Origin of the sequence: Bacillus sp. ATD, assembly GCF_050585765.1 — a bacterium.
In the GTDB taxonomy this organism is placed as follows: Bacteria; Bacillota; Bacilli; order Bacillales; family Bacillaceae; genus Bacillus; species Bacillus stercoris.
Genome location: NZ_JBOBQH010000004.1, coordinates 349,684 through 376,067 on the forward strand (window position 1 = coordinate 349,684; position 26,384 = coordinate 376,067).

Sequence of the window (26,384 nt, forward strand, 5' to 3'; positions counted from 1 at the left end):
GCGTCCCCCCCTTTTTGCACTATACATTCTGCATCTGAAAAAGCTCTTTAATCCCAATTGGCCTCTTTTCGGCAACCGAGCGCCACATTCCCTCACCAACCGCGATGGAGTAGGCTCCGGCTTCAGCCCCGGCTAAAATATCATAGCGGCGAAGCGGGTCTTTCCCTAAAAAAAGATCCTCAAGCAAAAGCGGATCGCCTCCGCCATGCCCTCCCTCATTTTTGACCACTTGTATCGTCTGCTTTGATTCAAAAAGCGGATAGTATTCGATTTTCTGCTCAGGAAAAGCAAACGGAATTCTGGAAGGTTCGTGAAATTCATTTGATTCGATCCGCCCTTTTGTGCCGTTGATCGTCAGCCGGTAGCCTTCATACGGGACCGAAAATAAAATCGAATAGCTTAATAGTGCACCGCCATCATATTTGACTGTCGCCACGTACGTATCCTCGATGTCAATTTCTTCGTCAAAAATACACGCGTCAGGCCTGTATGCAGTATATAAGCTGGACTGGTCTCCTGCTTGGAGATGATCATCCTTTACAGAAACTTTGGAGGAACGGGGATGCCACCTAGAATAGTAATGGCATTTTTCTTTGACCCGGCACGTCCCGCAAAAACGCCCGTCTTCTTCCGGCAAGGGGTTCCACTCACTGTCTGGCCCATAGTAATTCAAGGCGCCGTAAGCAAATACCTCCTCCGGATTTTGCCCGAGCCACCAATTGACAAGATCGAAATGATGCGTTGATTTATGGACTGAAAGACCTCCGGAAAGCGGTCGCGACCTGTTCCAGCGTTTAAAATAACTGGCGCCATGATACGTATCAATATACCAATTTAAATCAACGGAAGTGACCCTGCCTATTTTTCCTTCCAGAATCATTTCTTTTATTTTCCGATGAAACGGGCTGTAGCGATAGTTAAACGCGACGGTGACTTTTCCTTCGCTTTTGGCCTCCGCTTCAAGCACCCGATTCGCATCCTGCACTGTCGTCACCATTGGTTTTTCAGTAATCACATCTGTATTCCACTGAAGGCTTTTTACAATATATGTGACATGCGTATCGTCCCTGCCTGCTACAATGACGATATCAGGCTTTGACACGCGCATCATCTCGTCAAAAGCATCTTCGTTAAACTCGGGCACGTGGGCCAGCTCGGGAAATTTCTTCTTGCAAACGGCAAAACGTTTTGGATCGGCATCCAGCAATCCGGTAATCTCATAATGAGTTGAAAACCGCTCCACCAGCGGCTTGATAAACATACTGAGAGCTCTGCTGCTCACTCCGCAAAAGACGATGTTCTTCAATATTCTCACCTCTATCGGGGGTCAGTTAGTTGGGAAATCAGCTGCAGCGCTTCCTCTGTTTTTTCAGCATACACAGGGATAAACGCCGCCATATCGCGATTCAATCGAAAAGAATAGCCGTTCAGCTGTTTTTCCCCTTTTTCGATCTGAACGGCATAGATTGTTTTCTCTCCTGTTTTTTTATTAACCGTTGTATAAGGAGATGTTTTTTCAGGAGACAATCCGTTTAACGGCTGAAAATTTTCCGGATCATCGTAAGCTTGAAACATGTCTTCAGGCACGATGAAAACATCTCCCTCATGGGCGGTAATTTCCGTCAGCAGTTTTTCCTGAAAAGCTGGAAAGATATCGACCTTCCCGGCATTCTGCCCAGCGGCCATTTTTATGTTTTCCTGTACGCCAGCCTTCATATCAGAAAAGAGAATGACATGCATTCCGTCCGGCCTGCTTGAGCATGATGCCAAAAAGAGCACTATGACGATTACCCACAAAGCCGTACGTATCCTTTTTGTCATTTCCCCGCTGACCTAACTAGAGGCTCCAGTTCTGTCATGGCCAAAATAAACGCGCCGGCTCCGTGCAGATCGTTTGTGCTTCTTTCGCGGCTGACATAATAGTCATAGAAGCCGGCTGATGTTCCGACACATATGTCTTTGACGAGAAACGCTCCGTCTTCTGTTGTTTCGGTTTTATACTGAATCAAGCCTTGATACGCTTTTAGTAGTGTTGTTTCGTAAGCTCTGTCTAGATAGCCTTTATTGATTCCTTTCGCAAGTGCGTACATGTACAGGCAGGACCCTGAGCTTTCCAGCCAGTTATCAGACCTGTCTCCCTTATCAACGATCTGATACCATAGCCCTGTCTCCTTGTCTTGATAGCGGCAGATGCTTTCCATCATGTCCTGCAACGTGTTTTTCCACACATGACGGTTTGGATGCTTCTTCGGCAGCTCTTCAATCATGTCAGCAAGTGACATGACGTACCAGCCGATGGAACGTGCCCAAAATTCCGGTGAACAGCCTGTCTCTTCATTGGCCCATGGCATTTTTTTCGCTTCATCCCAGGCGTGATAAAAGAGTCCGGTTTTTGAATCCTTCGTATGCTTTCTCATCAATAACTCCTGCAGCACGACCTGATCAAACAGCTCCGGCTCTTGCTTCAGATTCGCGTATTTCAGTGCGAACGGCCCCCCCATGTATAAGCCGTCAAGCCACATTTGGTAAGGATAACCGTCTTTGTGCCAAAAACCATCCTCAGACGTCCGGTTCAATGTTCCATATAAGCCGCGGAGCCTTTTTGCCGCTTTGACATACCGCTCATCCTTCGTCTGCTCGTATAATGGAAAAAGAATGAGACCCGCTTGAATAGCGTCCAGCTCATCTCTCCTAAATAATAGATTGCCATAATCATCGATTAAGAGATCTGCATAAGCCTTCGCATACTCAAAATACCGCTTTTCCCCGGTTGCTTTCCATAACCGCAATACACCGCATAAGAAAACGCCTTGATGGTAATGCCAGCGGTTTGCAGGCGGCAGCTCCTCGACTGTGTACGTGTTCATAATCGTATTTGCCAATGCCTCCGCGTACGTAAGAGGCGATTTTACAGCGATTGATTGATCCATTGATCCCATCCCTTTCCTAATAAATTCCTTCCTCGCCAAATTTCTTCGCCAAACGATTCGCAAGCATGACCAAAATCAGCCCGACTGCCGCTTTAAATACGCCGACTGCTGTACTGTAGCTGAATTGGCCCTGTTTCAGCCCGGCAGTATAAACGTACGTATCAAAAATTTCCGCTACTTCCCTATTTGTTGCATTTAAAAGCAAATACACATGCTCGAAGCCAAGCTCCAGCGTGTCTCCGATTTTCAAAATCAGCAAAACGACGATAACACTTTTAATGGCGGGCAGCGTAATATGCCACATTTGCCGCAGCCGTCCCGCTCCGTCCATTTTCGCCGCTTCATACAGCTGAGGGTCAACCGCTGTAATGGCCGCCAGATAAATGATCGTCGACCATCCAGCTTCCCTCCAGATAACCTGAAGAATATACAGGGGCCTGAACCATTCTTCGTTCAGCAGAAAATTGATTTTTTCACCGCCAAAAAACACAATCAGTTCATTAATCAAGCCTCCGTCTACCGTTAAAAGCACAAACGACAGCGATACCACAATGACCCAAGACATAAAATGCGGGATATAAATCAGCGTCTGAACAAATTTTTTAAAGAGAGCAATCCGCACTTCGTTCAATAGAAGCGCCAGCAAAATCGGCACCGGAAAAAATATGGCCAGGTTCAACGCAAATAACACGAGCGTGTTTTTTAACAAGAGAAAAAATGTAGGCTCAGTAAACAGCCTGATAAAATGCTTCAGCCCGACCCACTCACTGCCCAAAATGCCGAGGAATGGCTGATAATCCTGAAATGCAATCACAATCCCCCACATCGGGACATACTTAAAAAGCAAAAAATAAATACACCCAGGCAAAATCATCAAGTACAAATATTTTTGCTGGATCAGTTTGCTTAGTAAGCGCTTTCTTTTTTCTTTTTTAAAAATGACTGCATCAACAGCCGGCGCTTGCGCTTCTGCTGTTTTCATTTTTTTCAAGCCTCCTTTCACAGGTTCTTGCATTCACTGTAGCTCAGCAGGCAAAAGTCCGTCTACAATCATATGATCACATCCTGTTTTATCCCTTTATAGTCAATGGTTCAGCGGTTCCACCTGAAAAAAAGACACCGATATTAGAAAATGATTATTGACAATATCTATCAATCTTTGGATTAATTGTATTAAAGTGAAGTGGATTTAGGAAATGGGGGGTTTTATGAAAAGAAGCCAATACAAGTTTTACTACAAGCTGATCACGTTTTTCTGCCTGCTCAGCACCATTCCGGTTATTTTGGTCGGATTGTTTTCGTACGAGCACTCTCAGAAAACGGCTATTTCCAACGTTTCGGAGGAAAAATTCGACACACTCCAGCAGACCCAGCAAAGCATCGAGCATATCTTGAAAACCGTTGATCACTCTTTGACCCACTATGTGAGTTCGCCGCCTCTCCTTCGCACTCTGTCCGAGTCTTTGCACTCTGACCAATTTCAAATCTATAACCAAGTGAACCAAGAGCTCAATTATCTGCAAAGCTTTGATACCGACCTGTCCAACATGACGTTAGTCAGTTATACGAAAAAATGGTACATGAACAATTCCGGTTTGTACCGCTTAAACACAGACACTCTTCATGAAGCAGCCTCAGCATACACGAAACACAAAGCGAGCCGCTCATATTGGACACTTGAGGAAAACAATCATTTGATTTCCACAAAAGAAGGCACATCAGAAAACTGCCGTTACAATATCAATTTAATTAAGCAGCTGCCTTTGAACAGCACAAATACAAAAGGATTAGCCGCCGCAAGCATCCCGAGCTGTTCGCTTGTCAAAAATATGCCTGACTATTCTAACGCCAACAACCTGTTTATCATGGATGAAAAAGGCCGCATCATCCTGCATAACAATATGTCTGACGTCGGAGAATCTCTTCATAACGACGGTTTTGTCCAAAAAATGCTGGCGCAAACCGCTAATAGCGGTCAGTTTGAAACAGTTATTGACCGGATTCATTATAAAGTCACCTATCAAAAATCCGATTATAACACGTGGACTTATTTTTCTCTCGTTTCCCTGCCTGAGCTAAAAAAAGAAGCCAAGTCAATCGGCTGGATCACTTTTACAGTATGCCTTATTTTGTTAACGCTTTCATTATTGTTTTCTTGGCTGGGTTCCCGCCATTTTTACAAGCCGATCAGGGTGCTTTACGAATCATTCGCAAGGCATGGTGCCATACAAGAAAAACAGCCGCCTCAAAATGAATTTGAGTTAATTGAACAGAGCTTTAAGCAGCTGAAGGACAGAAATGATGACCTTGAAGAAACGATGAAGCAGCAAGCCACCCACCTGCAGCAATATTTTATGGTCAGGCTTATGCTCGGAAAACTGACGGATGAGGAGGTTAATAACCGCTTTGAAAGCCTCGGCTTAAAGCAAAATTGGCGGCACCTTGCCCTGCTTGTGCTCCAAATTGACACACTGACTCATACACCTTACGAGAAAAAAGATATGGATCTGCTTTTGTTTGCCGTCAACAGCCTGATTGAGCGCAGCATCCCGACGGACAAACATCTTGCCCCCGCCGTGGTGGACAAACAGCAGGCAACGATTTTGATCAATCAAAGCGGGACAAAGGAGGAATTCATGGCCGAGCTGAATGAGACTGCAAGGATGATTCAGGAAAAAGCGGAAGCTGAGCTGCAGCTGTCTGTCAGCATCGGCATCAGCCAGCCGTTTGATGCGCTGATTAAGGCGAAAACAGCCTACGCTGAAGGTTCGGAGGCGTTGAAATACCGGCTTAAAGCAGAAAACAAATCGATTATCTTTTATGAAGACCTGGACCAGAAAAAAACCTTCAAAACCCATTTTCCCAAGCAGCTTCAGCATGAGCTGTTCGATGCCGTCAAAGCAGGAGACAAGGAGAAAGCGGACAAATGCCTGCACGCGATTTTGCAAGCCATTTTCACCCAGAACACTAACCCGTACCAATTTCAGATCGCCATCGCGCGCTTTTTGAACCATGTGATTGAGCTGATGCATGTGCTCGGGATCGAATTGTTTGAGCTTGAAGAAAACAAAATGCTGTATGACCAGATTTTCGAGCTGAAAACGTTCGAGGATACCGAAAACTGGCTCAAAAATGAGTTTATTGATCCGATGACAGACAAAGTGAACGCCCGCGCGGATGCCCAGTACAAAAATATTTCCGACAACATCATTCATATCATCCACCATGAGTTTGAATCTGAGTTGACACTGGATGAAATCGCACGCAGGCTCCATTACAACCCAAACTATTTAAGCAGCATTTTCAAAAAAGAAATGGGTATTTCATTCAGCGAGTATGTCTCAAGCTACCGACATCATATGGCGAAAAGCTGGCTTGCCGAAACCGACATGGCGGTCAAGGACATTGCGGAAAAACTAAAATATAAAAACTCGCAAAATTTTATCAGGTCATTTAAAAAGCTGGAGGGGATTACACCGGGAAACTATCGCCAGCAAAAAAGAAGCATGTAAAAAACCCAAAACACGCAAGCGGTTTTGGGTTTTTCCAATGTTATTTTGATTGTTTAAACGCTTCTTCGTATTCCTGAATAATTTGTTTTCCTCCGCTTGACTCCCATTTTTCCACTTCTTTATCAAACTGGCTTTCTGTGATGTCGCCAATCATATATTTATAGGTCGCGTCATCAATGATTTTCTTCAGTTCATCCCCCCGTTCCGACTCCGCCGCGGAATACAGGCTTTCAGCAGGATTAGAGACGATGATCTTTTCATTGTCCTCAGTCAGCTCCTCATACGCCGTCCGAAGCGGGTCTCCCGTGTTTTTTAAGTAGGCTTTATCAATGGCTATTAAGGCGGACAGCGGCTGAATATCAGTCTGCCAGTCTTTTACCTGGGTTTCTTTGCGTGTGAACGTTTTGTCCTCTCCTTTGTTGTAGTGCACGCCGTCGATGCCATAAGTCATCAGGCTATAGACGTCTTCTTCGGCAATTCGGTCAAAAAATGCCAAGATCCGTTTAAGCTCAGCTTCCGTTTTCACACTCGTTTTCGGGAAAGCAAACACGCCGTTATGGCCTCCTGATGCCCATACCCGCTCTTTCCCATCTGGGCCTTTTATGCGGTTGATGATCTCAAGCTTCATCGATTTATCAGAAGCATGGTCGCGCAGATTGACGGCATCTACCATATTGCCAATATAAATGCCGGCTTTTCCTTGAGAAAAAAGCTCCTGCTGCTGGGTTTTGCTTGTGACGGGAAAATCCTTATTCATATACCCCTTATCACGCAACTTTTTCATATAATTCATCGTGTCTTTATATTCCTGTGTCATGAAATCAGGGGTGAATTTGCCGCCTGATTCCTTCCAATCTGTCGGCATGCCTTCATACGAGCCAATCGTTTTAAACGCGCCGTAAATCAAGTCATTACGGTCTGCCAGCCCGAACGTATCATCTTTCCCATCCTTGTCCGGGTCATCCTCCGTAAATGCTTTGGCCACTTCATAAAGCTCATCTAGCGTTTCCGGCGTTTTCAAATTCAAATTGTCCAGCCAGTCCTTCCGAATGACGATCCCCTGTCTTGAAAGCGGACGCTCTCTGTATATCCCGTAGAGCTTGCCATCGATGGTTACGTTTTTATTAATGAGTTTGTTCATTTTGTTTAAGTTAGGATAATCCTTGATATAATCGCCGATTTCCCAGAACATTCCTGACCGGAAGGCATTCATGACTGACGAATTTTTAATATCCTGGATGGTCACGATTTGCGGAAGATTGCCGGCTGCAAGCGCCGCATTCAGCCTGTCTTCTTTCACCGCGTCTGGAACCCAGGTGATGTCGAGTTCTGTATTTGTCAGCTTTTCAATTTCTTTAATCGCCCTGTCTTTCGGCGGCTGCTGGTGATACAAAATCGCCATCCAAGACAGCTTTACCTTTGAATCCGAGTCAGCCTTGCCTTCAGCCGCAGACTGGTCAGCCCCTTTACAGCCTGCCAGCACTCCGCCGAGTGCCAGTACAAGCACCATAAAAAGCACCCTCCATTTGTTTCCCATCGTACCCCTCCGTTTCATATTTTTTATCCTTTAACAGATCCCAGTAAAGCTCCTTTTGCAAAATGCTTTTGTATAAACGGATAGACAAGCAGAACCGGGATGGTCGCCACCACTATGACCGCCATTTTAATCGTTTGCTCAGGCGGCGGGCTGCCCGAGCCCATCTCTGACATATCCCCCTGCATGCCGCTTGATACAATGACGATTTGGCGCAGAAGCACCTGAATCGGCCATTTTGCTGAATCATTTAAGTACAAAATCGCTGTCATATACGTGTTCCAATACGTGACCGCATAAAACAATGAAATCGTTGCGATCGCAGGCAAAGACAGCGGCAGCACGATTTTAAAGAAAATGCCCAGGTCATTGCACCCATCGATTTTCGCGGACTCTTCCAGGCTTGCCGGGATATTTTGAAAGAAGTTTTTCAGAATGATCAGGTTAAAAGCATTAATGGCTGTCGGCAAAATGAGCGCCCAGTAAGAATCGAGCAATCCAAGGGATTTGACCACAAGAAAAGTCGGAATCATGCCGCCGCTGAACAGCATTGTAAATACAACGAGAAACATGAGCGGCTGCCGTCCGATTAATTCACGGCGGGATAACCCGTAAGCCATCAGTGAAGATAAAAACATGCTGACTGCAGTGCCTATCACTGTCACAAACACAGAAACAAGCAAACTCTTATAAATAATATCTGTTGAAAAAATGTAGCGATAAGCATCTAGCGAAAAAGTGGTCGGTATTAAAATAAATGTTTTCGACACAACTTCTTCTACTGTGGCGAAGGAAGCTGCGATGACATGAATGAACGGAAGTACGCATATTAAAGCGAACATCAGCAAAAACCCGTAAATCAACATATCAAACAAGCGACTTTTCAGTGAATGTGCGATAGCTCCCACCTCTCTTTTGTAAGCGTTATCATTCTTTCCTAAACAAGCTGCAGCATGTGACGATATCGTGTCTAAAATGTAGCAAATCAGTAATTGCCATGTCTATAATCATTTGAACAGAGCCCCAGGCCGGGCGGGGAATCCCGCGCATGAAAGCCAATGACAAAAGAAAAAGAGCATAATCTTAGAAAATGATTATGCTCCGTTCTCCTCCTCGCTCAGAAGTTCTGCCGTATTGATTTGTGGCGAAAAACCAAGTTCATTGACAGCAGATTCAATGGACCATGGCCGGCCCGGATTATCAGAGACGGCGTAATAAGTGCCGTACCGGATATTGGTTTCAATAGCGGCTTTGAAAATCGACAGCAGATCGGGATGAGAAAGCAGTGTCTTTTTCGTCCGTTCTTTTTCATGCAGCGTATCCATTTCATCTGTGACGACTGTTCCGATTCGAAGGTTGATCACTGAAAGCTTATTTTCCAAATAAAACAAATGGCCGATCTGTTCAGAGGTCAGCTTTAATACACCGTACAAGTTTTTTGACAGCGGATAATCGCTTGTTGTGATTTCCCGTCCTAACAGAGAACGCCCGTCCTTTTCGTATACATCTGTGACATGATTGCTGCTGGCGAACACGAGCTTTTGAATGCCGAGCTCTGCTGCCGCGCGGCACAGATAATAGCTTGCCCTATAGAAAACATCCGTCATTTTTTCAAACTCAGCGATGTCCATGACATCGTATTTGATTTTGACAGCCAGTAAATTTAAGATCACATCGGTATCTTTCGGAATCTTCTTCAAGAGGTCCTCGTAATTTGCGGCGTCAGCCTGAATGAAAGAGGCTGTGCCATCGAAATGGTCTTTATCAAGCACTGTCACTTCATAATCTGAAATAAGCCCTTCAGCAAGCAGTCTCCCTATCACACCATTTCCGCCGGCAATCAGCACTTTTTTCACTGTGTTCACTCCCCTTTTTTATAGATTGCCCATTTTCGGCGGGGCTGACACTTTTTTTGGCACTCACATGCTTTGGTTTATTCAAAAATCACCCGCAGCTCTTCAAGCGCCCGAAATCCAAAAAGCGGCCGATATCGCCATTCAGAATCTGCGAGCTTCAGGCTGGGCATTCGCTGCAGAAGGGTGTTAATCGCAATTTGCGCTTCTAACCGTGCCAGCGAGGACCCTAAGCAAACATGATGGCCATGCCCGAATGACAGATACGGATTAGGGCTTCTCGTAATATCGAAGACATCCGGGTGTGTGAATATGCTTGGATCTCGATTAGCCGCCCCTAACAAAAGATAGACTTGTTCTCCTTGACGGATTGTCACCCCGCTGATGTCAATATCCTCTGCCGCAACTCTGGCTGTCATTTGCGTGGGGCTTTCATATCGCAGAGATTCCTCGACTGCTGTACCAATAAGATCTGGATTTTCTCTCAGTTTCAAAAGCTGTTCTGGGTGCTGCAGCAGACAAAGGACTGAATTGCTGATGAGATTGACCGTTGTCTCATGTCCGGCGATCGCCAGCAATATGCACGTAGATGCTGCTTCCTCTTCCGTCAGCTTATCCTTTTCTTCCCCCTTCAAGAGCATGCTGATCATATCCTGTTGAGGGTGGTGTTTTCGCTTTTGAATCAGCTCTCTGAAATATGCCATAGCCTGTACAGCAATATGATTGCCCTCTGTTAATCCCTTTCTTGACCGGGTAAAATCAATCGTTTGAATGAGACTCGCAGCCCATTCCTTTAATTGCTCCCGATCTTCCTCCGGCACACCTATAATGTTAGCGATGACGAAGCTTGCTAACGGAAAAGCAAAGTCCGAAATGACCTCCATCTTTTTTTCACCTTGCACCTGATCGAGCAACTGGTGAACAGCTTCAATGATGTACGGCCGATAACACTCTGTTGTTCGCGGCGTAAACGCTCCGCTGGCAAGCGTCCGCAATCGTCTATGATCAGGCTGATTCTGAAACAGCATCATTTGATTTTGCACATGTGTAAGGTCCTGATATTTGGTTGATCTTTCAGGCAGCGGTGTGCGGACTTTGAATCTCGCATCTTTCAAAATAGCTGCCGTTTCTTCATATCCCGTGACATACCAGCCCGGATATTTAAAGAAACTCCCTTTATATATGGGATGAACAGCTCGCAATGTGTCGTAAAAAGGATATGGATTTTTCAAAAACTCAGAGGATGCATGTAAAGATGCAATTGTCATGTGATCTTCTCCTTTCTGTTCAAAAATAAAAGCAATCGACATCACCGATTGCTTTTATTGATTCTTCAGCTTTTCGCGCTTAAACTGGCCTTCATTTCTTCGACTGATTCAACTTCAAAGCCTAAATCACTCAGCATTTTATGATCCTCCGTCTCCTCTTGCCCGGCAGTTGTTAAGTAGTCTCCGACAAAAATGGAGTTTGCGGCGTAAAGCCCTAATGGCTGCAATGAGCGGAGGTTGACCTCTCTCCCTCCGGAAATGCGAATTTCTTTTGATGGATTGATAAAACGGAACAGCGCCAGCACTTTTAAACAATACAGCGGGTTTAATTCGTTGACGCCTTCTAATGGCGTGCCATCAATCGCATGCAAAAAATTCACCGGAATGGAATCCGCGTCAAGAGCCTTTAAGCTTTTGGCGATGTCAATGACATCCTGTTTTGTCTCCTTCATTCCGATAATGGCGCCTGAACACGGAGACAGTCCCGATTCTTTGGCGATTTCAACCGTATTGACTCTGTCATCGTATGTATGTGAGGTCGTGATGTTTGAATGGTTTCTCTGCGAAGTATTCAAATTATGATTATAACGGTCTACTCCTGCATCTTTGAGCCGCTTCGCCTGCTCTGGCTTTAACAGTCCGAGGCACGCACAAACCTTCAATCCATACGCCTCTTTAATTTCCTGTACCGCATCTACGACCTGATCTACTTCTCTGTTGGACGGCCCTCTGCCGCTTGCCACGATACAATATGTGCCGATATTCAGATCGTGCGCCCGCTTTGCGCCTTCAAGCAGCGTTTCCTTATTCACCATCCGGTAAGACTCAATTGGCGCTTTCGAAATGGCAGACTGTGAACAATAGCCGCAGTTCTCCGGGCAGAGCCCTGATTTCGCATTCATAATCATATTGAGCTTTACTTTTTTTCCGTAAAAGTGTTTTCTGATGTGAAAAGCCCCGTGCATTAATAGCAAAATATCTTCATCCGGACAATTTAATATTGAAAGCGCCTCTTCGTCTGTCACTTCTGCTCCAGCCAGCACCCGGTCTGCGAGTTCCATCCATTGATTCATTCTCATACCCCCACTTGATTCATCAGTAATGATAGATTGATATGGTCTTTTACCATATGTAGAACCGTTTCTTTCGTCACGTTGGCAAGCTTTGGCGTAATCCCTAAAACCGGCACACCGCATAAGCGTTCAATCATCTCAGGATTGGTTTTTTCATCTTGATCGGGAGAATCACTGATTCCATTGATGATAATTCCGGCGATTGGAAGTCCCATGCTTTCTGCATATTTGACAGTTAAAAAGGTATGATTAATGGTTCCAAGGTTTGGACGCGCCACAATAATCATGGGAAGCTGTAACGCTTTTATGACATGACTGACCAAATAATCCTCTCCCAAGGGCACAGAAATACCGCCCGCACCTTCTACGATGAAGCATTCATGTTTTTCTTTAATCCGCTCCCAATGGCTTAAAACCTCTTCCATGGTGACAGTCTTTCCCTCGAGTTTCCCTGCAACGTATGGTGCAAGGGGCGCTTTGAAGGCAAAAGGCGTAATGTCTTCATGAGAGAGGACGGTCTGCGACATGTCTTTCAGCAGACTTGTATCACTATCTGGATGATGGCGCGATATACCGCTTAGAAATGGTTTATACACCCCAACATCTTTGTTATGTTCTCGCAATAATGCGGCGATTCCGCTGGATATAACCGTTTTCCCCACTTCTGTATCTGTTCCTGTCACAAAAAAACCCCTCAAATGATGTGCAGCTCCTTTCCGATTGAATGAAATGTTTGCAGCAAATGATCAATATCACCCGTACTGTGATCCGACGTGATTGTGATTCGAATCCGGCTTTCACCTGGCGCAACGGTCGGCGGCCGAATGGCAGGAGCATAAATTCCCTTGCCCTGCAGCTTTTCAGAAAATATGACCGTTTTATGGGCATCGCCGATGACCACGGGAATAATCGGCGTGTGATCTCCTTTCACGGCATAACCCATATTCTTCAGACTGGTTCTGATCATGCTGATATAAGAAAATAAAAGCTGCCGTTTTTCCCTGCTGGCTTCAATCATGTTGAAAGCCTCGTGTGCAGCCGCACAGCTGGCTGGCGGAATAGCGGTTTGAAAGATAAATGTTCTGGCATGGTTCAGCAAAAAGTCGATGGAGACCGCTGATCCTGCCGCAAAACCTCCTTCCGCGCCAACAGCCTTGCTTAAGGTGCCGATCACAATGTCGGGACAAACACCAAAATATTCACTCGTTCCTCGCCCTGAATCACCCAAAACTCCTGTTGCGTGGGCATCATCAACGACCACGAAGGCATGATAGCGTTTCGCAAGCGAGATGATCTGGTCAAGAGGAGCAATCGTGCCATCCATGCTGAATACTCCGTCTGTTACGATAAAACGGCGCTGATAACGCTGCGTTTCATTCAGCTTGTTTTCAAGATCATTCATATCAATATGCCGATAAACAACTGTATCAGCCTTAGAAAGTCGGCAGCCATCGATCAGACTTGCATGATTGAGCTGGTCACTTAAAATGACATCTTCCTTTTCTGGCAAAGATGAAAGGACACCGACATTGGCCAAATAACCGCTCGAAAACAATAGCGCCGCTTCTGTCCGTTTAAAGCAGGCAATCTTCTTTTCTAGCTTTTCATGCCAGATCGAATTGCCTGTCGTTAAACGTGAGCCGCTGCTTCCTGTCCCAAATTGCTGCAATGCTGTTTGGGCTGCATCGATCAAACGTCTATCGCTTGCAAGTCCTAAATAATTGTTTGAGGACCAGACCGTTTGATTCTTGCCATCAATGTTCCTCTCCGGAACCGGAGCTCCATCCATTGACCGCAGGTTACGATGTACGCCGGCTTCCTTCATTCTGTCTAACCGTTCGTTCAGCCATGAATCAATCTTCAAGGCTCGTAACCTCATGGATCGCTTGTTTCATAATGGCAACCATTTCCTCGAGCTCCTCAGCTGTACTGGCGAGAGGAGGCAGAAATGCAATCACGTCCCCAAGCGGCCTTGTCAGCATTCCCAGCTCTCGCATTTTTAAGGAAACTTTGTATCCAACCCGCCGATCAGCCGGATAAGGCTCTTTGGTATCCTTCGACTGAACAAGCTCTGCACCGCACATAAAGCCAAGCTGCCGAATATCCCCCACGTGAGGAAGAGCAAGCAGATCTTGAAGAAGGAAATGGAGCTTTTCACTTTTTTTCGCTACTTGTTCCACAATGTTTTCAGATTCAAATAATGCCAGATTTTCAAGCGCAACTGCACATCCAAGCTGATTGCCTGTATAGGAATGGCCATGGAAAAAGGTTTTTAGGTTTTCATAATCATCATAAAATGCCTTATAGATGTCTTCCGTGGCAAATGTAACGGCAATTGGCAAATAGCCTCCTGTAATGCCTTTACCTGCAGCCATCAGATCAGGCTGGACATTCTCGTGCTCGCACGCAAACATTTTTCCTGTACGGCCAAAGCCTGTAGCAACTTCATCAACAATCATTAAGACATCGTATGTTGTACACAGCTCTCGCACCCCTGCCAAATATCCTTCCGGCATCACGATCATACCGGAAGCCCCTTGTACCATTGATTCAATGGAAAGCGCGGCAATTTCCTCGTGATGTTCCTTAAGCAGCTGTTCGAGCTCTTTCAGGCACTGATCACGGCACTCATCAGGATCACCGCTTTCAGAGCGATACACATAAGGAATCGGAGCCTTGTAACTCTCAAACATCAACGGGCCGTATACGTGGTGGAACAGTTCAATTGAACCGACACTGACGGCGCCAATCGTATCACCGTGATACCCGTTTTTCATGGCGATAAATTTTTGTTTTTGGGGCTTCCCGATGTTCTTCCAATACTGAAACGCCATTTTTAAGGCTATTTCCATCGCTTCTGCACCGCTGTCTGAATAAAAGACCCGCGTAAGCTTTTTTGGGCTGATGTTGATTAATGTTTCAGCAAGCTGGGTTGCAGGAACGTTGGTCATGCCTAATAACGTGGAGTGCGCGATTTTTCCGAGCTGCTTTTTTATGGCGTCATCTAATTCCTTTTTACGATGCCCGTGGACATTTAGCCAAACTGAAGAAAAACCGTCATAGTATTCCTTGCCGTTTATGTCTTTGACTTTGATTCCCTTGCCGCTTTCGATAATTAAGGGGTTTTCATCATAATCTTTCATTTGGGTAAATGGCAGCCAGAGATGTTTTTTACTTTTTTCTATCAAATCATGAGTCATAATTTTCCTCCCACTCTATTAAAATAGGCTGCTTCTCCAGATCATGTATGTACGTGGTTACATCTTTGGAGCCATCAATAAAGAAGACTCGGCAGCCCGCTTCAGTCCCATATTCTTTCATTGCTGTAATACGCTGATAGCCCAGTTTTTTACCCGCAACATAGCCTGTTATGTAATCTGGATCATCTGACCAGCATAATTCTGCAATGGCTGCCGGGTGCCAGCTTACCTTTGAAGCAAGCGCAAGGGCCTCTTTTATTCTTGAATGTGCCGGCACGTGACTGTAAAGCGCCCATTTTTCAAAATTAACGTCCGGCCAGTCCATCCTGGAGACCCGCACGCCTTTTTCTTTTGTTTGATCCATTCGCCTGCCTGTGTGAATATCAAACAGCACCGCTCCCCTGACATCCGACCATTCAGGGATTTGTTCATATGCTTTGTCAATCACGTCTCGTGAAACGCCTGCTTTTTCCAATAACAACCGCGCAAGCTTTTGTCCTTCTTCCGGGGAGCTCACTTCATTCGTATGGACAGGCAATGGCTGAATGGTTTTTATCGGTTCATGAACCTCTTCAAATTGAATTTGCATAAAATCAGGTTTTCCTCTTGAATGGGATAACCCTTTTTCCAATAAGGCATTGACTGTACGCTTCATCTCATGGAAAGGAATAAGCCGTTCTCCGCCGGATATATGCTTTCCGCCGTCTTCATGAGATCCATTCACAGAAGCTCTCATTCTGACACTATAAAATGTTTCTTCTTGCATGTTTCCTCGCCCTTTCACTGATAACTGAAGAACGTATATCACATCCTATTCTAAATGTTAACCATTTATAAATTAAAGTTAACAATTAGAATATTATTATTCACATACGATTCTGTCAATATAGGAATTGTAGGGCCTGTCCCTGAAACGAGCAAAAAAGACCGTTTTACAGTAAAACGGTCCTAGCCTTAGATGTCTATTCCTCTGCGTTTTTTTTGATTTCGATACTTGATGAACAGGCCGATTCCATTGACCATCATCAGCCCAAAAATCGTATTGCCTAACGGTGCCCAACCATTCTCACCTGTGAATAATAAGGACAGGGCCACCTTCCCAACAAGTGTCACATTCAATAGGATTAAACCAAATACAAGTGACCGCTTCCAGAAAGCAGCCAAAATAAAACCGGGAAAAACCAGCATGAAAGCAATTGTTAAAACAGCCGAGACCGGACTGCTTAAAAGCATTTGCTCGAATTCCAGCACTTTTTTCATTTGCAGATCAATCTTCTTAGGTTCCGGAAACCAGACCATACTGCTCATCATCAATACAAAAGTGACGAGGACACCTTTCCAGCTGCGCTTATACGCAGCATAAACCAATACTAATAAAAAAAGGGGACGAATATACCAGCTGAATGGATTGAGATGCCGCCAGAAAGCCCAATCCATTATGTCTAGTCATTCCATTGGTTCCACTTCCCTCGCTTCAATTCTGCGCCTTTCCGCCTGTTTCCTGTAACAGTCACAGCCATGTTTGCAAAAAACGGACTGCTTTATGCCTCATGACTGATGTTTCGAAATGTCCTGAAGCAGAACGGACCACCCGGTAGCAATCAGAAGCTCCCTGTCCAGCATAGACATCTGCCAGTTCTTTTTCGATTTTGTCCACGCCCTCGGCCGGCGTTAACCGATCGTGTATTCCAACAAGACTAAGGTGCGGGCGCGGCGCGATCAGGCTTTGGATCTCCGATGCGGAAAAATGCTTTGCAAGAGATGGGACGTAATAATAAAAGCCGTGCCTGTCAAGATTCTGTGTTTTGATCAGCACGTGATGATCTACCTGGCTGCACAAATCAACACACACCTTAATCCGGTCATCGAGCGCCGCTGTCCACCACGCCATCAACCCTCCCATAGACATGCCGATGGTACCGATCCTGTCAGACTGAATATCAGAGCGTGACTGCATATAATCTAACGCTCTTAAACTGTCATAAATCATCATCCCCCACATCACTTTTCCGGTCAGAAGCATTTCTTTAAAAATCTCGCTTTCCGCTTTTCCCCGCCGATCTCCAAATCCCCAATGATCAATCGCAAGCACGCCGTATCCGAGAGAAGTAAGCTCATCAGAAAAAGAAGGCGGTTTCAAATAATCCGCTCCCTCTATCAGTTCACTTTTCCCCCTGTCATACCGGCCCCCATGCGTATGCTGAAACAATACGGCTGGGCAAGCTCCTTCTGTTATCCTCGGCTTCACAAAATAAGCGGGCACCTTTTCAAGTCCATTTAAATCGAGCAGGAGCGTTTCAACGATATTTTCTCCTCTTTCTTCAATACGTAATGTCTCAACACTTATTGGCCTCCGGTCAGGCAAATCACCAAGCAATCGAAACAGTTGCTTTCTTCTATCAGCTCTCATCCCATCACCCTTCCTTATTCGCTTACTTCACATTTACGAGACAGATCCGGGTTCCCCTTTATTTTTCCAAAACAAATCACATCTTTTACTAAATATTTAGTAAACATAACGAAATATTCCGAAAATAATCATTGTAACCGCTTACTTTTATATGATAGTATCAATTTATCAAAAACAGGTGAGTTAATATTTTACTAAATAGATGAGAGGGATTTCCATGGTTCGTATTAAAGATATCGCTTTGAAAGCTAATGTTTCCAGTGCAACTGTTTCCAGAATTTTAAATGAAGATGAGTCGCTTTCTGTTGCGGGCGAAACGAGACAAAGAGTCATCAATATCGCTGAAGAGCTTGGTTATCAAACCGTTGCCAAACGCCGGAAAGCCCGCGGGCAAAAACCGCGGGCCCAGCCGCTGATCGGCGTGCTGAGCTGTCTGTCCCCTGATCAGGAAAGGCAGGACCCTTATTTTTCTTCCATTCGCAAAGGCATTGAAAAGGAATGCTTTGAACAGGAAATTTTTATTACAAACTCGATTCATCTCGGCTCCTTTCAGGAACATATCTTTCGGGAATTGAATGGTGTCATTGTCATCGGCCGTGTTCATGATGAAGCGGTTAAGCATATTAGCGGAAAGCTGGAGCATGCCGTATTCATCAATCATTCTCCTGATCCGCAAGCATACGATTCGATTAGCATCGATTTTGAATCGGCTTCACGCCAGGCGATTGATCATCTTTTCGACTTAGGCTACAAACGGTTAGGCTACATTGGCGGACAGGAAAAAGAGCATACGCTGAAGGACGGCCAAAGCATTCGCAGAACCATTGAAGACAAACGCCTCACCGCTTTTTTGGAGTCAGCCGCCCCCCAGCCTGAGCATGTGCTGATTGGAGAATACAGCATGCGTGAGGGCTATCGCCTGATGAAAAAAGCAATCGCTCAAGGCCATCTGCCTGAAGCATTCTTTATTGCCAGCGATTCCATGGCGATCGGTGCATTAAAAGCGCTCCAGGAAGCCGGGCTGCAAGTGCCGCGGGATACTGCAATCGTAAGCTTTAACGGGATTGAGGAAGCTGAATTTGCCAGCACGCCTTTAACGACGGTGAAGGTATACACAGAGGAAATGGGCCGGACAGGCGTAAAACTGCTGCTTGACCGTCTTAAGGGACGAACCCTTCCCCACCATGTCACCCTGCCCACAACATTAATCGTAAGACAAAGCTGCGGATGTACAGCTAAGGAGGTGACATAAGCAAATATTCATCACGATGATAAGGAGGAAAAGATGAAACACACTTTTGTTTTATTTCTCTCTCTTATTCTGCTTATTCTGCCCGGATGCTCAGCAGAGAAAAGCTCAGAAGATACCGCAAAAAAGACGTTAACCATTTATTCCACAATGTCAACCGACAGTGAAAGAGATACGTTCAGAAAACTGGCGGCAGCATTCGAAAAGGAACACAGTGACATTCATGTCAGCCTTCATTTCCCAGGCAATGACTATGAAAATATGATGCGTGTCAGAATGGCGGCCAATGATTTGCCTGATTTATTCGATACACATGGCTGGGGGAAAATCAGGTACGGAGAATATACAGCGGATCTCCGGAAGATGGAATGGACTCAAGATCTCGATCCCAATTTAAACAGCATCCTCAAAAATAAAAGCGGAAAGGTGTATGCCTATCCGATCAATCAGGCAAAAGACGGCCTGGCGTATAACCGTAATATTTTAGACCGTTATGGCATTGCCCCGCCGGAAACCATGGATGACTTTATCAAAGCGCTGAGAACGATTAAAGAAAAGAGCAAGGGAAAGATTGTGCCCTTCTGGTTTGCCGGCTATGACAAAAGCTCATTCGCTCAATATTACGACCAATTCGCTACACCTCTTCTCATCACAGATCCTGCCCATAATGAAAAAAAACAGCTCATCAACGGCACTTTTCAATGGAGTAAATTCACTTATTTATCAGAAACCCTCAAACAAATGCAGAAGGAAAAATTGATGAATATCGACGCCGTCACGGCAAAAAAATCACAGCTTATTGAATTAATGGCCCAAAACAAAATCGCCTTTACAATGCAAGGCGGCACACTCGGCCAAGACGTTGCCCAGATCAATCCGAACGTCAAGGTCGGCATTATCCCGACACCTGCCATACATCCCGGTGATGACCCAATATGGATTGGCGGTGAACGCTACACGCTTGCAGCATGGAAAGATTCGCCTCACTTAGAAGAGGCAAAAGAATTTATCGCATTTATGGCCCGCTCGGCCAATGCCAAACAAATGGCTGAGGCCACATCGCTTCCTTCAGGGCTGACCAATGTGAAGGCTGATATTTTCTACGCAAATGATTATGAGCATTATCAAAATGTCAAAGTTGAGCCTTACTTCGACCGTTTATACTTGCCAAACGGAATGTGGGATGTCCTGGGCACGGTCGGACAGGAGCTTACGGCTGACATTTTGGCGCCTCAAGACATTTCGAAGAAGCTGGGAAGAGAATATAAACGACTCCGGGAGCAATCGGAAACACAGGGGGCTGAAAACAATGAGTGAGATCGCAAGGGACGTTCATGTGAAACAGGTTAAGCCAAAAAAGCAGTCCTCACTTTGGTGGATGTACATTCCTGCTTTGCTTTCCGTTCTGGTCTTTATGATTTACCCGTTTGTGAAAGGCACATTAATTACCTTTACAAACTGGAACGGCTTTTCACAAGTCTACCAATGGGTAGGATTCGCGCAATATGAAAGGCTGTTTTCTGACCCTGACACGTGGCACATCTTAAAAAACACCCTGCTTTATGGGCTTGGCAGCACTTTTTTTCAAAATGTGGTCGGGCTTCTGTACGCTCTCCTCTTGAATCAAAGCATTAAAACGAAAGCGCTAACAAGAACAATTGTCTATTTGCCGGTGATGATCAGCCCGCTCATTATGGGTTACATTTGGTACTTTTTCTTCTCCTATGACGGAGGCGCGCTCAACGATTTGCTCGGTGTCTTCGGCATCAGCCCTATTAATGCGCTCGCCAGCCCATCGCTCAATCCATGGATTATTGTCATGATTAACACCTATCAATATGTCGGGATCGCTATGGTTGTCTACTTAGCCGGGCTGCAAAGCATTCCGAAAGATTACTATGAAGCAGCACAAATGGATGGCGCGAAAAAAGGCCAGCAGTTTTTCACCATCACGCTGCCGCTGTTAATGCCCTCCATTACCATTAATATGGTCATTAACATTATCGGAGGCTTAAAGCTGTTTGACGTCATCATTGCGCTCACCGCGGGCGGTCCCGGAAATGCATCACAATCCATGTCCACGTTTATGTATGATTTGTATTTCAAGCGACAGGATGCCGGCTATGCTGCAACACAAGGCATATTTATGGCATTTGTCATTTTGATCATCAGCTTTTGCGCGCTTGCGTACTTTAAAAGAAAGGAGGCGGAAATGTCATGAGAGCCGCCCGTTCAAAAAACACGCGGATCATTACGCTTCTTGCCGCCATTGTAGCCTGTGCGCATTTTATTCCCTTTTATATTCTGCTGACTACTTCATTGAAAGCAAAAGGAGACTACAGTTCGAAATGGATATTTCCAGCCGACATCTCCTTTCACAATTTTTCAGAGGCGTGGGAGCGTGCTTCGCTAGGAAACTCTTTTATGAACACCATGATCATCACAGGTTTTTCTGCCTTGTTATTAATTATATTCGGCTCACTTGCCGCCTACCCGCTTGCCCGGCGGGAAACAAAACTGAATAAAGCCGTTTTTGCCTTGCTGATTTCCATTATGATCATCCCTCCGTTAACATCCATGGTCCCTTTGTACCGAATGGTCGTGGACGCCGGAATGGTCAATACACACGCCATCGCCATTTTGATCAATACAGCGGCTTACATGCCGTTAACCGTATTCTTGTATTCGGGCTTTATCCGATCGACCATTCCAAAAGAGCTTGAAGAAGCCGCAAGAATTGACGGCGCAGGGATGCTGAAAATCTTTTTTACGATTGTGTTTCCTCTGCTGAAGCCGATCACTGCAACCATCTGTATTATTTCTTGTGTTTTTATATGGAACGACTATCAATTTGCCATTTTCTTTTTACAAGATCAAAAGGTTCAGACATTAACAGTAGCCATGGCAGGTTTTTTCGGAGAAAACGCCAACAACCTGCATTTAGTTGCCGCAGCGGCGCTTATGGCAATGCTGCCAATGGTTGTTCTGTTTTTGGCGCTGCAAAAATACTTTATTGCCGGCCTGTCTTCCGGAGCGGTAAAGGGTTAACACTAAAGGAGGAAGCATTATGAAAAAGATTACATTTATCGGCGCAGGAAGCACGATTTTCGCCAAAAATGTGTTGGGAGACTGCCTGTTAACAGAGGCACTGAACGGATTTGAGTTCGCGCTTTACGACATTGATCCCAAACGCCTGCAGGAATCCCAGCTCATGCTCGAAAATCTAAGAGACCGCTATAACCCGAGTGTGGCGATCAACAGCTATGATGACAGAAAACTTGCCTTGCAAAACGCAGGCTATGTCATCAATGCGATTCAGGTTGGAGGTTACAAACCAAGCACAGTCATTGATTTCGAGATTCCTAAACGGTATGGGCTGCGCCAGACGATCGCCGATACAGTCGGCATCGGCGGGATCTTCAGATCACTCAGAACCATCCCGGTCTTATTTGATATCGCTAAAGATATGGAAGAAATGTGCCCGGATGCGTGGTTTTTAAACTATACAAATCCTATGGCTTCTCTTACAGGCGCCATGCTCCGCTATACCAATATCAAAACAATCGGGCTCTGCCACAGTGTTCAAGTATGCACAAAGGATTTATGTAAAGCTCTCGGAATGGAGCATGACGGAATTGAGGAACGCATTGCGGGCATCAATCATATGGCTTGGCTTTTGGAAGTCAAAAAAGACGGCGCGGATTTGTATCCAGAAATCAAAAGGAGAGCGAAAGAAAAACAAAAAACAAAGCATCATGATATGGTGCGATTTGAATTAATGGATAAGTTTGGCTATTATGTCACGGAATCATCCGAACACAACGCAGAGTATCACCCGTACTTTATTAAACGGAATTACCCTGAACTGCTCAGCGAGCTGCAAATCCCGCTCGACGAATATCCGAGAAGGTGCGTCAAGCAGATTGAAAATTGGGAGAAAATGCGGGATGACATTGTCAACAATAAAAACCTTACGCACGAACGCTCCAAGGAATATGGTTCTAGAATTATAGAAGCAATGGAAACAAACGAGCCATTCACCTTCGGAGGAAACGTCTTAAACACAGGACTGATCACCAACCTTCCTTCAAAAGCGGTTGTGGAAGTGACATGCGTCGCCGACAGAAAAAAAATTACACCGTGCTTCGCCGGAGAACTGCCTGAGCAGCTTGCAGCCTTAAACCGGACGAATATTAATACACAGCTGATGACAATCGAAGCGGCTGTCACACGGAAAAAAGAAGCGGTTTACCAAGCTGCAATGCTTGATCCGCATACAAGTGCGGAGCTTTCCATGAAGGACATCATTTCCATGTGTGACGATTTATTTGCAGCACATGGCGATTGGCTTCCGGAATACAAATAAAAACTAGGGGATCGCTCTCCCCTAGTTTTTTGGTTTTGTTTCGCCTTCCCAGGCCATCATGCCGCCTTCAACATTGACTGTTTTAAAGCCTTGCTCATCCAGGTACTTGCAGACGTTCATGCTGCGCATTCCTGAGCGGCAGATAAATACGTATTCTTTGTCTTTATCAAGGGTGTCCATTTTTTCAGGAATATCCCCCATGCGAATATGAACGGCTTGCGGAATCATGCCTTCCGCTACCTCTTCATCTTCTCTGACATCAATTAAATATAATTCTTCGTCCGCCTCAATTTTTTCTTTCAAAGCGGCTGTGCTGATTTCTTTTATTTCCAAAGAAAACACTCCTATTCACAGTGATCATGTTCAGTATATCAAAGTCAGCTGAACGATTGCTATTCTGAGACTGATGAAAAAAATCCCCTTTTGGCAAAGGGGATTTTTTCTAGGCTTAGTTTGCCACAATATTGACAAGCTTGCCAGGCACCGCGATGATTTTCCGAATCGTTTTGCCTTCAAGCTGCTCTTTGACCTTTTCATCAGCTTGAGCAAGCTGTTCCAGCTGTTCTCTCGTTGCATCGGCAGGAACCTGTAATTTCGCTTTTACTTTTCCGTTCAGCTGAACAACGATTTCAACTTCATCATCCACAAGTTTTGTTTCATCATATACAGGCCAAGCTTCGTAGGCAATTGTGCCGGAATGGCCAAGCTTCTCCCAAAGCTCTTCCGCTAAGTGTGGCGCGACAGGAGAAAGAAGCTTCACGAAGCCTTCCATATATTCTTTCGGCAGTTCTGTTGCTTTATAAGCTTCATTAATAAAGACCATCAGCTGAGAAATACCCGTGTTGAAACGAAGGCCTTCATAATGGTCTGTGACTTTCATGACTGTTTCATGATACACGCGCTCCAATGTTTCACCAGCGCCTTCAACGATTTTGCCATTAAGCTCACCGCTGTCTTCAACGAATAGGCGCCATACACGGTCAAGGAAACGGCGCGCACCGTCTAATCCTGATTCAGACCAGGCGATTGAAGCATCAAGAGGTCCCATGAACATTTCGTACAATCTCAGTGTATCAGCACCGTGAGAGGCCACGATTTCGTCAGGATTGACAACGTTCCCTTTAGATTTACTCATTTTTTCGTTGTTTTCGCCGAGAATCATTCCTTGGTTGTACAGCTTTTGGAACGGTTCTTTCGTCGGCACTACGCCGATATCATAAAGGAACTTATGCCAGAAACGGGCATACAGAAGGTGAAGCACGGCATGTTCCGCACCGCCGATATACATATCGACCGGAAGCCATTTTTCCAATTTTTCTGGTGATGCCAGCTGATCCGGATTGTGCGGATCAATATAGCGCAAGAAATACCAGCAGCTTCCCGCCCATTGCGGCATTGTATTCGTTTCTCTTCTTCCTTTTTTCCCTGTCTCAGGGTCTGTGACTTCCACCCACTCTTTAATGATCGCAAGCGGTGATTCGCCCGTTCCGCTCGGTTTGATTTCATCCGTTTTCGGCAAAATCAGCGGCAGCTCCTCTTCCGGGACAGCTGTTGACGTTCCGTCTTCCCAGTGAATGACCGGAATCGGCTCGCCCCAATAACGCTGGCGGCTGAAGAGCCAGTCACGAAGGCGGTACGTCACTTTCTTCTCGCCGTTTTTCGTTTCTTCCAGCCAAGCGATCACTTTCTCAATCGCTTCCTGTTTGTTAAGGCCGTTCAGGAAATCAGAGTTCACATGCTCGCCGTCGCCAGTGTAGGCTGCTTCCTCAACGTTTCCGCCTTTTACGACTTCCTTCACCGGAAGGCCGAATGTTTTGGCGAATTCAAAATCACGCTCATCGTGGCCAGGAACAGCCATGACAGCACCTGTTCCGTATGATGCAAGCACATAATCAGCAATCCAAATCGGCAGTTTTTCTCCGTTTACAGGATTGATCGCATACGCTCCTGTGAATACGCCTGTCTTTGTTTTTGCAAGATCCGTACGCTCAAGGTCACTCTTTGATTGAATTTCTTTGATATAAGCTTCAACAGCTTCTTTTTGCTCAGCCGTTGTGATGTTTTCCACCAATGCGTGTTCCGGAGCAAGGACAGTGTATGTAGCGCCAAACAGCGTATCTGGTCTTGTTGTAAACACCGTAAAGGATTCATCATGTCCATCTATAGCAAAATGAACGTGAGCGCCTTCCGAACGGCCGATCCAGTTGCGCTGCATATCTTTAATGCTTTCCGGCCAATCAAGCTCTTCCAAGTCTTCAAGGAGCCTGTCCGCATAGGCTGTGATTTTCAGCATCCACTGCTTCATTGGGCGTCTCTCTACCGGATGGCCGCCGCGTTCGCTCTTGCCGTCAATGACTTCTTCGTTGGCAAGAACCGTACCGAGTGCAGGGCACCAGTTTACAGGCACTTCGTCAACGTAAGCAAGGCCTTTTTCATAAAGCTTTAAGAAAATCCATTGCGTCCATTTGTAATATTCAGGGTCAGTCGTATTGATTTCACGATCCCAATCATATGAGAAGCCAAGCGCTTGAATTTGGCGGCGGAAATTATCAATATTCTGCTTCGTAAACACAGCGGGGTCGTTCCCTGTGTCAAGCGCGTATTGTTCAGCCGGCAGGCCGAATGCGTCCCAGCCCATTGGATGAAGGACATCATAGCCCTGCATGCGCTTCATGCGGGACAGAATATCCGTTGCAGTGTATCCTTCAGGATGGCCGACGTGCAACCCAGCTCCAGACGGATAAGGGAACATGTCCAGCGCATAAAATTTTTGTTTTTCATTATTATCAAGAGTGGCAAATGTTTTGTTTTCAAGCCAATATGTTTGCCATTTCTTTTCTATCTCTTTGTGCTGAAAACTCAAAGTAAAAACCTCCTTCTGATTGAATACGGCGTGTATGGTTCAAGTATTGACGGGAAGGAGAGGATTATATTCAGAATATTCCCAAACTAAAAAAAACTCCCTCATCCCTAAAAGGGACGAGAGACT

The 26,384-nt window shown here is 45.4% G+C and carries 23 protein-coding genes and 1 other annotated feature (1 of these 24 running past the window's edge); of the genes, 6 read left to right on the forward strand and 17 right to left on the reverse strand.

Annotated elements, in window-relative coordinates:
- Positions 1 to 19: 19 nt before the first annotated feature.
- From ACQXR1_RS12460 to rmgP, 4 genes are read right to left on the reverse strand one after another with little or no spacing between them, the layout of a single operon-like run.
- Positions 20 to 1,306, reverse strand: a complete 1,287-nt coding sequence (locus ACQXR1_RS12460; RefSeq protein ID WP_430772250.1) for a Gfo/Idh/MocA family oxidoreductase — start codon at positions 1,304 to 1,306, stop codon at positions 20 to 22.
- Positions 1,307 to 1,317: 11 nt separating this feature from the next.
- Positions 1,318 to 1,821 carry a lipoprotein YteS gene (locus ACQXR1_RS12465; protein ID WP_151257194.1) on the reverse strand — a complete coding sequence of 168 codons (504 nt, stop codon included), beginning with the start codon at positions 1,819 to 1,821 and terminating at the stop codon, positions 1,318 to 1,320.
- Positions 1,818 to 2,939, reverse strand: coding sequence for an unsaturated rhamnogalacturonyl hydrolase (gene rmgQ, locus ACQXR1_RS12470; RefSeq protein ID WP_151257193.1), 1,122 nt, complete (start codon positions 2,937 to 2,939; stop codon positions 1,818 to 1,820). Before rmgQ ends, ACQXR1_RS12465 begins: the two co-directional genes overlap by 4 nt.
- 7 nt (positions 2,940 to 2,946) lie before the next feature.
- Positions 2,947 to 3,912: a polygalacturonan/rhamnogalacturonan ABC transporter permease gene (rmgP, locus tag ACQXR1_RS12475; protein ID WP_014665041.1), complete on the reverse strand. Its 966-nt coding sequence runs from the start codon at positions 3,910 to 3,912 to the stop codon at positions 2,947 to 2,949.
- Positions 3,913 to 4,126: 214 nt separating this feature from the next.
- Here rmgP and ACQXR1_RS12480 point away from each other — a divergent pair, with 214 nt between their 5' ends.
- Complete coding sequence (locus ACQXR1_RS12480; protein ID WP_151257192.1) at positions 4,127 to 6,442, forward strand: helix-turn-helix domain-containing protein; 2,316 nt, start codon at positions 4,127 to 4,129, stop codon at positions 6,440 to 6,442.
- Positions 6,443 to 6,482: 40 nt separating this feature from the next.
- On the opposite strand, the gene ACQXR1_RS12485 is transcribed toward ACQXR1_RS12480, so the two are convergent.
- From ACQXR1_RS12485 to ACQXR1_RS12535, 11 genes are all read right to left on the reverse strand, one after another.
- On the reverse strand, positions 6,483 to 7,979 hold the full coding sequence (locus ACQXR1_RS12485; protein WP_430772251.1) for an extracellular solute-binding protein: 1,497 nt from the start codon (positions 7,977 to 7,979) through the stop codon (positions 6,483 to 6,485).
- 23 nt (positions 7,980 to 8,002) lie between these two features.
- Positions 8,003 to 8,863 carry a carbohydrate ABC transporter permease gene (locus ACQXR1_RS12490; protein WP_080478349.1) on the reverse strand — a complete coding sequence of 287 codons (861 nt, stop codon included), beginning with the start codon at positions 8,861 to 8,863 and terminating at the stop codon, positions 8,003 to 8,005.
- A gap of 207 nt (positions 8,864 to 9,070) precedes the next feature.
- Positions 9,071 to 9,832 (reverse strand): NAD-dependent epimerase/dehydratase family protein, encoded by a 762-nt coding sequence (locus tag ACQXR1_RS12495; protein ID WP_168781215.1) that lies wholly within the window; start codon positions 9,830 to 9,832, stop codon positions 9,071 to 9,073.
- 77 nt (positions 9,833 to 9,909) lie between these two features.
- Positions 9,910 to 11,097: a cytochrome P450 gene (locus ACQXR1_RS12500; protein ID WP_430772252.1), complete on the reverse strand. Its 1,188-nt coding sequence runs from the start codon at positions 11,095 to 11,097 to the stop codon at positions 9,910 to 9,912.
- A 65-nt stretch (positions 11,098 to 11,162) separates the two neighbouring features.
- Positions 11,163 to 12,170, reverse strand: a complete 1,008-nt coding sequence (gene bioB, locus ACQXR1_RS12505) for a biotin synthase BioB (RefSeq protein ID WP_430772253.1) — start codon at positions 12,168 to 12,170, stop codon at positions 11,163 to 11,165.
- Positions 12,171 to 12,172: 2 nt separating this feature from the next.
- Positions 12,173 to 12,868, reverse strand: a complete 696-nt coding sequence (gene bioD, locus ACQXR1_RS12510; RefSeq protein WP_103030864.1) for a dethiobiotin synthase — start codon at positions 12,866 to 12,868, stop codon at positions 12,173 to 12,175.
- Positions 12,865 to 14,034, reverse strand: a complete 1,170-nt coding sequence (gene bioF / locus ACQXR1_RS12515; RefSeq protein WP_014665048.1) for an 8-amino-7-oxononanoate synthase — start codon at positions 14,032 to 14,034, stop codon at positions 12,865 to 12,867. The genes bioD and bioF overlap by 4 nt, the downstream gene beginning before the upstream one ends.
- The gene (gene bioA / locus ACQXR1_RS12520; RefSeq protein WP_430772254.1) at positions 14,024 to 15,370 is read right to left on the reverse strand and encodes an adenosylmethionine--8-amino-7-oxononanoate transaminase; all 1,347 of its coding nucleotides are present in this window, start codon (positions 15,368 to 15,370) and stop codon (positions 14,024 to 14,026) included. Before bioA ends, bioF begins: the two co-directional genes overlap by 11 nt.
- Positions 15,360 to 16,136, reverse strand: a complete 777-nt coding sequence (gene bioW / locus ACQXR1_RS12525; RefSeq protein ID WP_071581116.1) for a 6-carboxyhexanoate--CoA ligase — start codon at positions 16,134 to 16,136, stop codon at positions 15,360 to 15,362. Before bioW ends, bioA begins: the two co-directional genes overlap by 11 nt.
- A 188-nt stretch (positions 16,137 to 16,324) precedes the next feature.
- The gene (locus ACQXR1_RS12530; protein WP_430772255.1) at positions 16,325 to 16,807 is read right to left on the reverse strand and encodes a hypothetical protein; all 483 of its coding nucleotides are present in this window, start codon (positions 16,805 to 16,807) and stop codon (positions 16,325 to 16,327) included.
- Positions 16,808 to 16,880: 73 nt separating this feature from the next.
- On the reverse strand, positions 16,881 to 17,780 hold the full coding sequence (locus ACQXR1_RS12535) for a dienelactone hydrolase family protein (RefSeq protein ID WP_430772256.1): 900 nt from the start codon (positions 17,778 to 17,780) through the stop codon (positions 16,881 to 16,883).
- Between the two features lie 217 nt (positions 17,781 to 17,997).
- Between ACQXR1_RS12535 and ACQXR1_RS12540 the strand changes: the two genes are divergently transcribed.
- From ACQXR1_RS12540 to melA, 5 genes are read left to right on the forward strand one after another with little or no spacing between them, the layout of a single operon-like run.
- Positions 17,998 to 19,032 (forward strand): LacI family DNA-binding transcriptional regulator, encoded by a 1,035-nt coding sequence (locus tag ACQXR1_RS12540; protein WP_071581115.1) that lies wholly within the window; start codon positions 17,998 to 18,000, stop codon positions 19,030 to 19,032.
- 33 nt (positions 19,033 to 19,065) lie between these two features.
- The gene (locus tag ACQXR1_RS12545; protein WP_103030870.1) at positions 19,066 to 20,346 is read left to right on the forward strand and encodes an ABC transporter substrate-binding protein; all 1,281 of its coding nucleotides are present in this window, start codon (positions 19,066 to 19,068) and stop codon (positions 20,344 to 20,346) included.
- Positions 20,339 to 21,250, forward strand: a complete 912-nt coding sequence (locus ACQXR1_RS12550; RefSeq protein ID WP_069150108.1) for a carbohydrate ABC transporter permease — start codon at positions 20,339 to 20,341, stop codon at positions 21,248 to 21,250. Before ACQXR1_RS12545 ends, ACQXR1_RS12550 begins: the two co-directional genes overlap by 8 nt.
- Positions 21,247 to 22,077 (forward strand): carbohydrate ABC transporter permease, encoded by an 831-nt coding sequence (locus tag ACQXR1_RS12555; protein WP_069150109.1) that lies wholly within the window; start codon positions 21,247 to 21,249, stop codon positions 22,075 to 22,077. Before ACQXR1_RS12550 ends, ACQXR1_RS12555 begins: the two co-directional genes overlap by 4 nt.
- Positions 22,078 to 22,096: 19 nt before the next feature.
- Positions 22,097 to 23,395 (forward strand): alpha-galactosidase MelA, encoded by a 1,299-nt coding sequence (gene melA, locus ACQXR1_RS12560; RefSeq protein ID WP_326246004.1) that lies wholly within the window; start codon positions 22,097 to 22,099, stop codon positions 23,393 to 23,395.
- 21 nt (positions 23,396 to 23,416) lie between these two features.
- Here the strand turns inward: melA and ACQXR1_RS12565 are convergent, their stop codons facing one another.
- Positions 23,417 to 23,728 carry a rhodanese-like domain-containing protein gene (locus ACQXR1_RS12565; RefSeq protein WP_014665058.1) on the reverse strand — a complete coding sequence of 104 codons (312 nt, stop codon included), beginning with the start codon at positions 23,726 to 23,728 and terminating at the stop codon, positions 23,417 to 23,419.
- A gap of 115 nt (positions 23,729 to 23,843) precedes the next feature.
- A complete protein-coding gene (gene leuS, locus ACQXR1_RS12570; RefSeq protein WP_103030873.1) occupies positions 23,844 to 26,258 on the reverse strand; it encodes a leucine--tRNA ligase in 2,415 nt (804 codons plus the stop codon).
- Positions 26,259 to 26,367: 109 nt separating this feature from the next.
- Positions 26,368 to 26,384, reverse strand: a binding site (T-box leader); it runs 198 nt beyond the window's last position.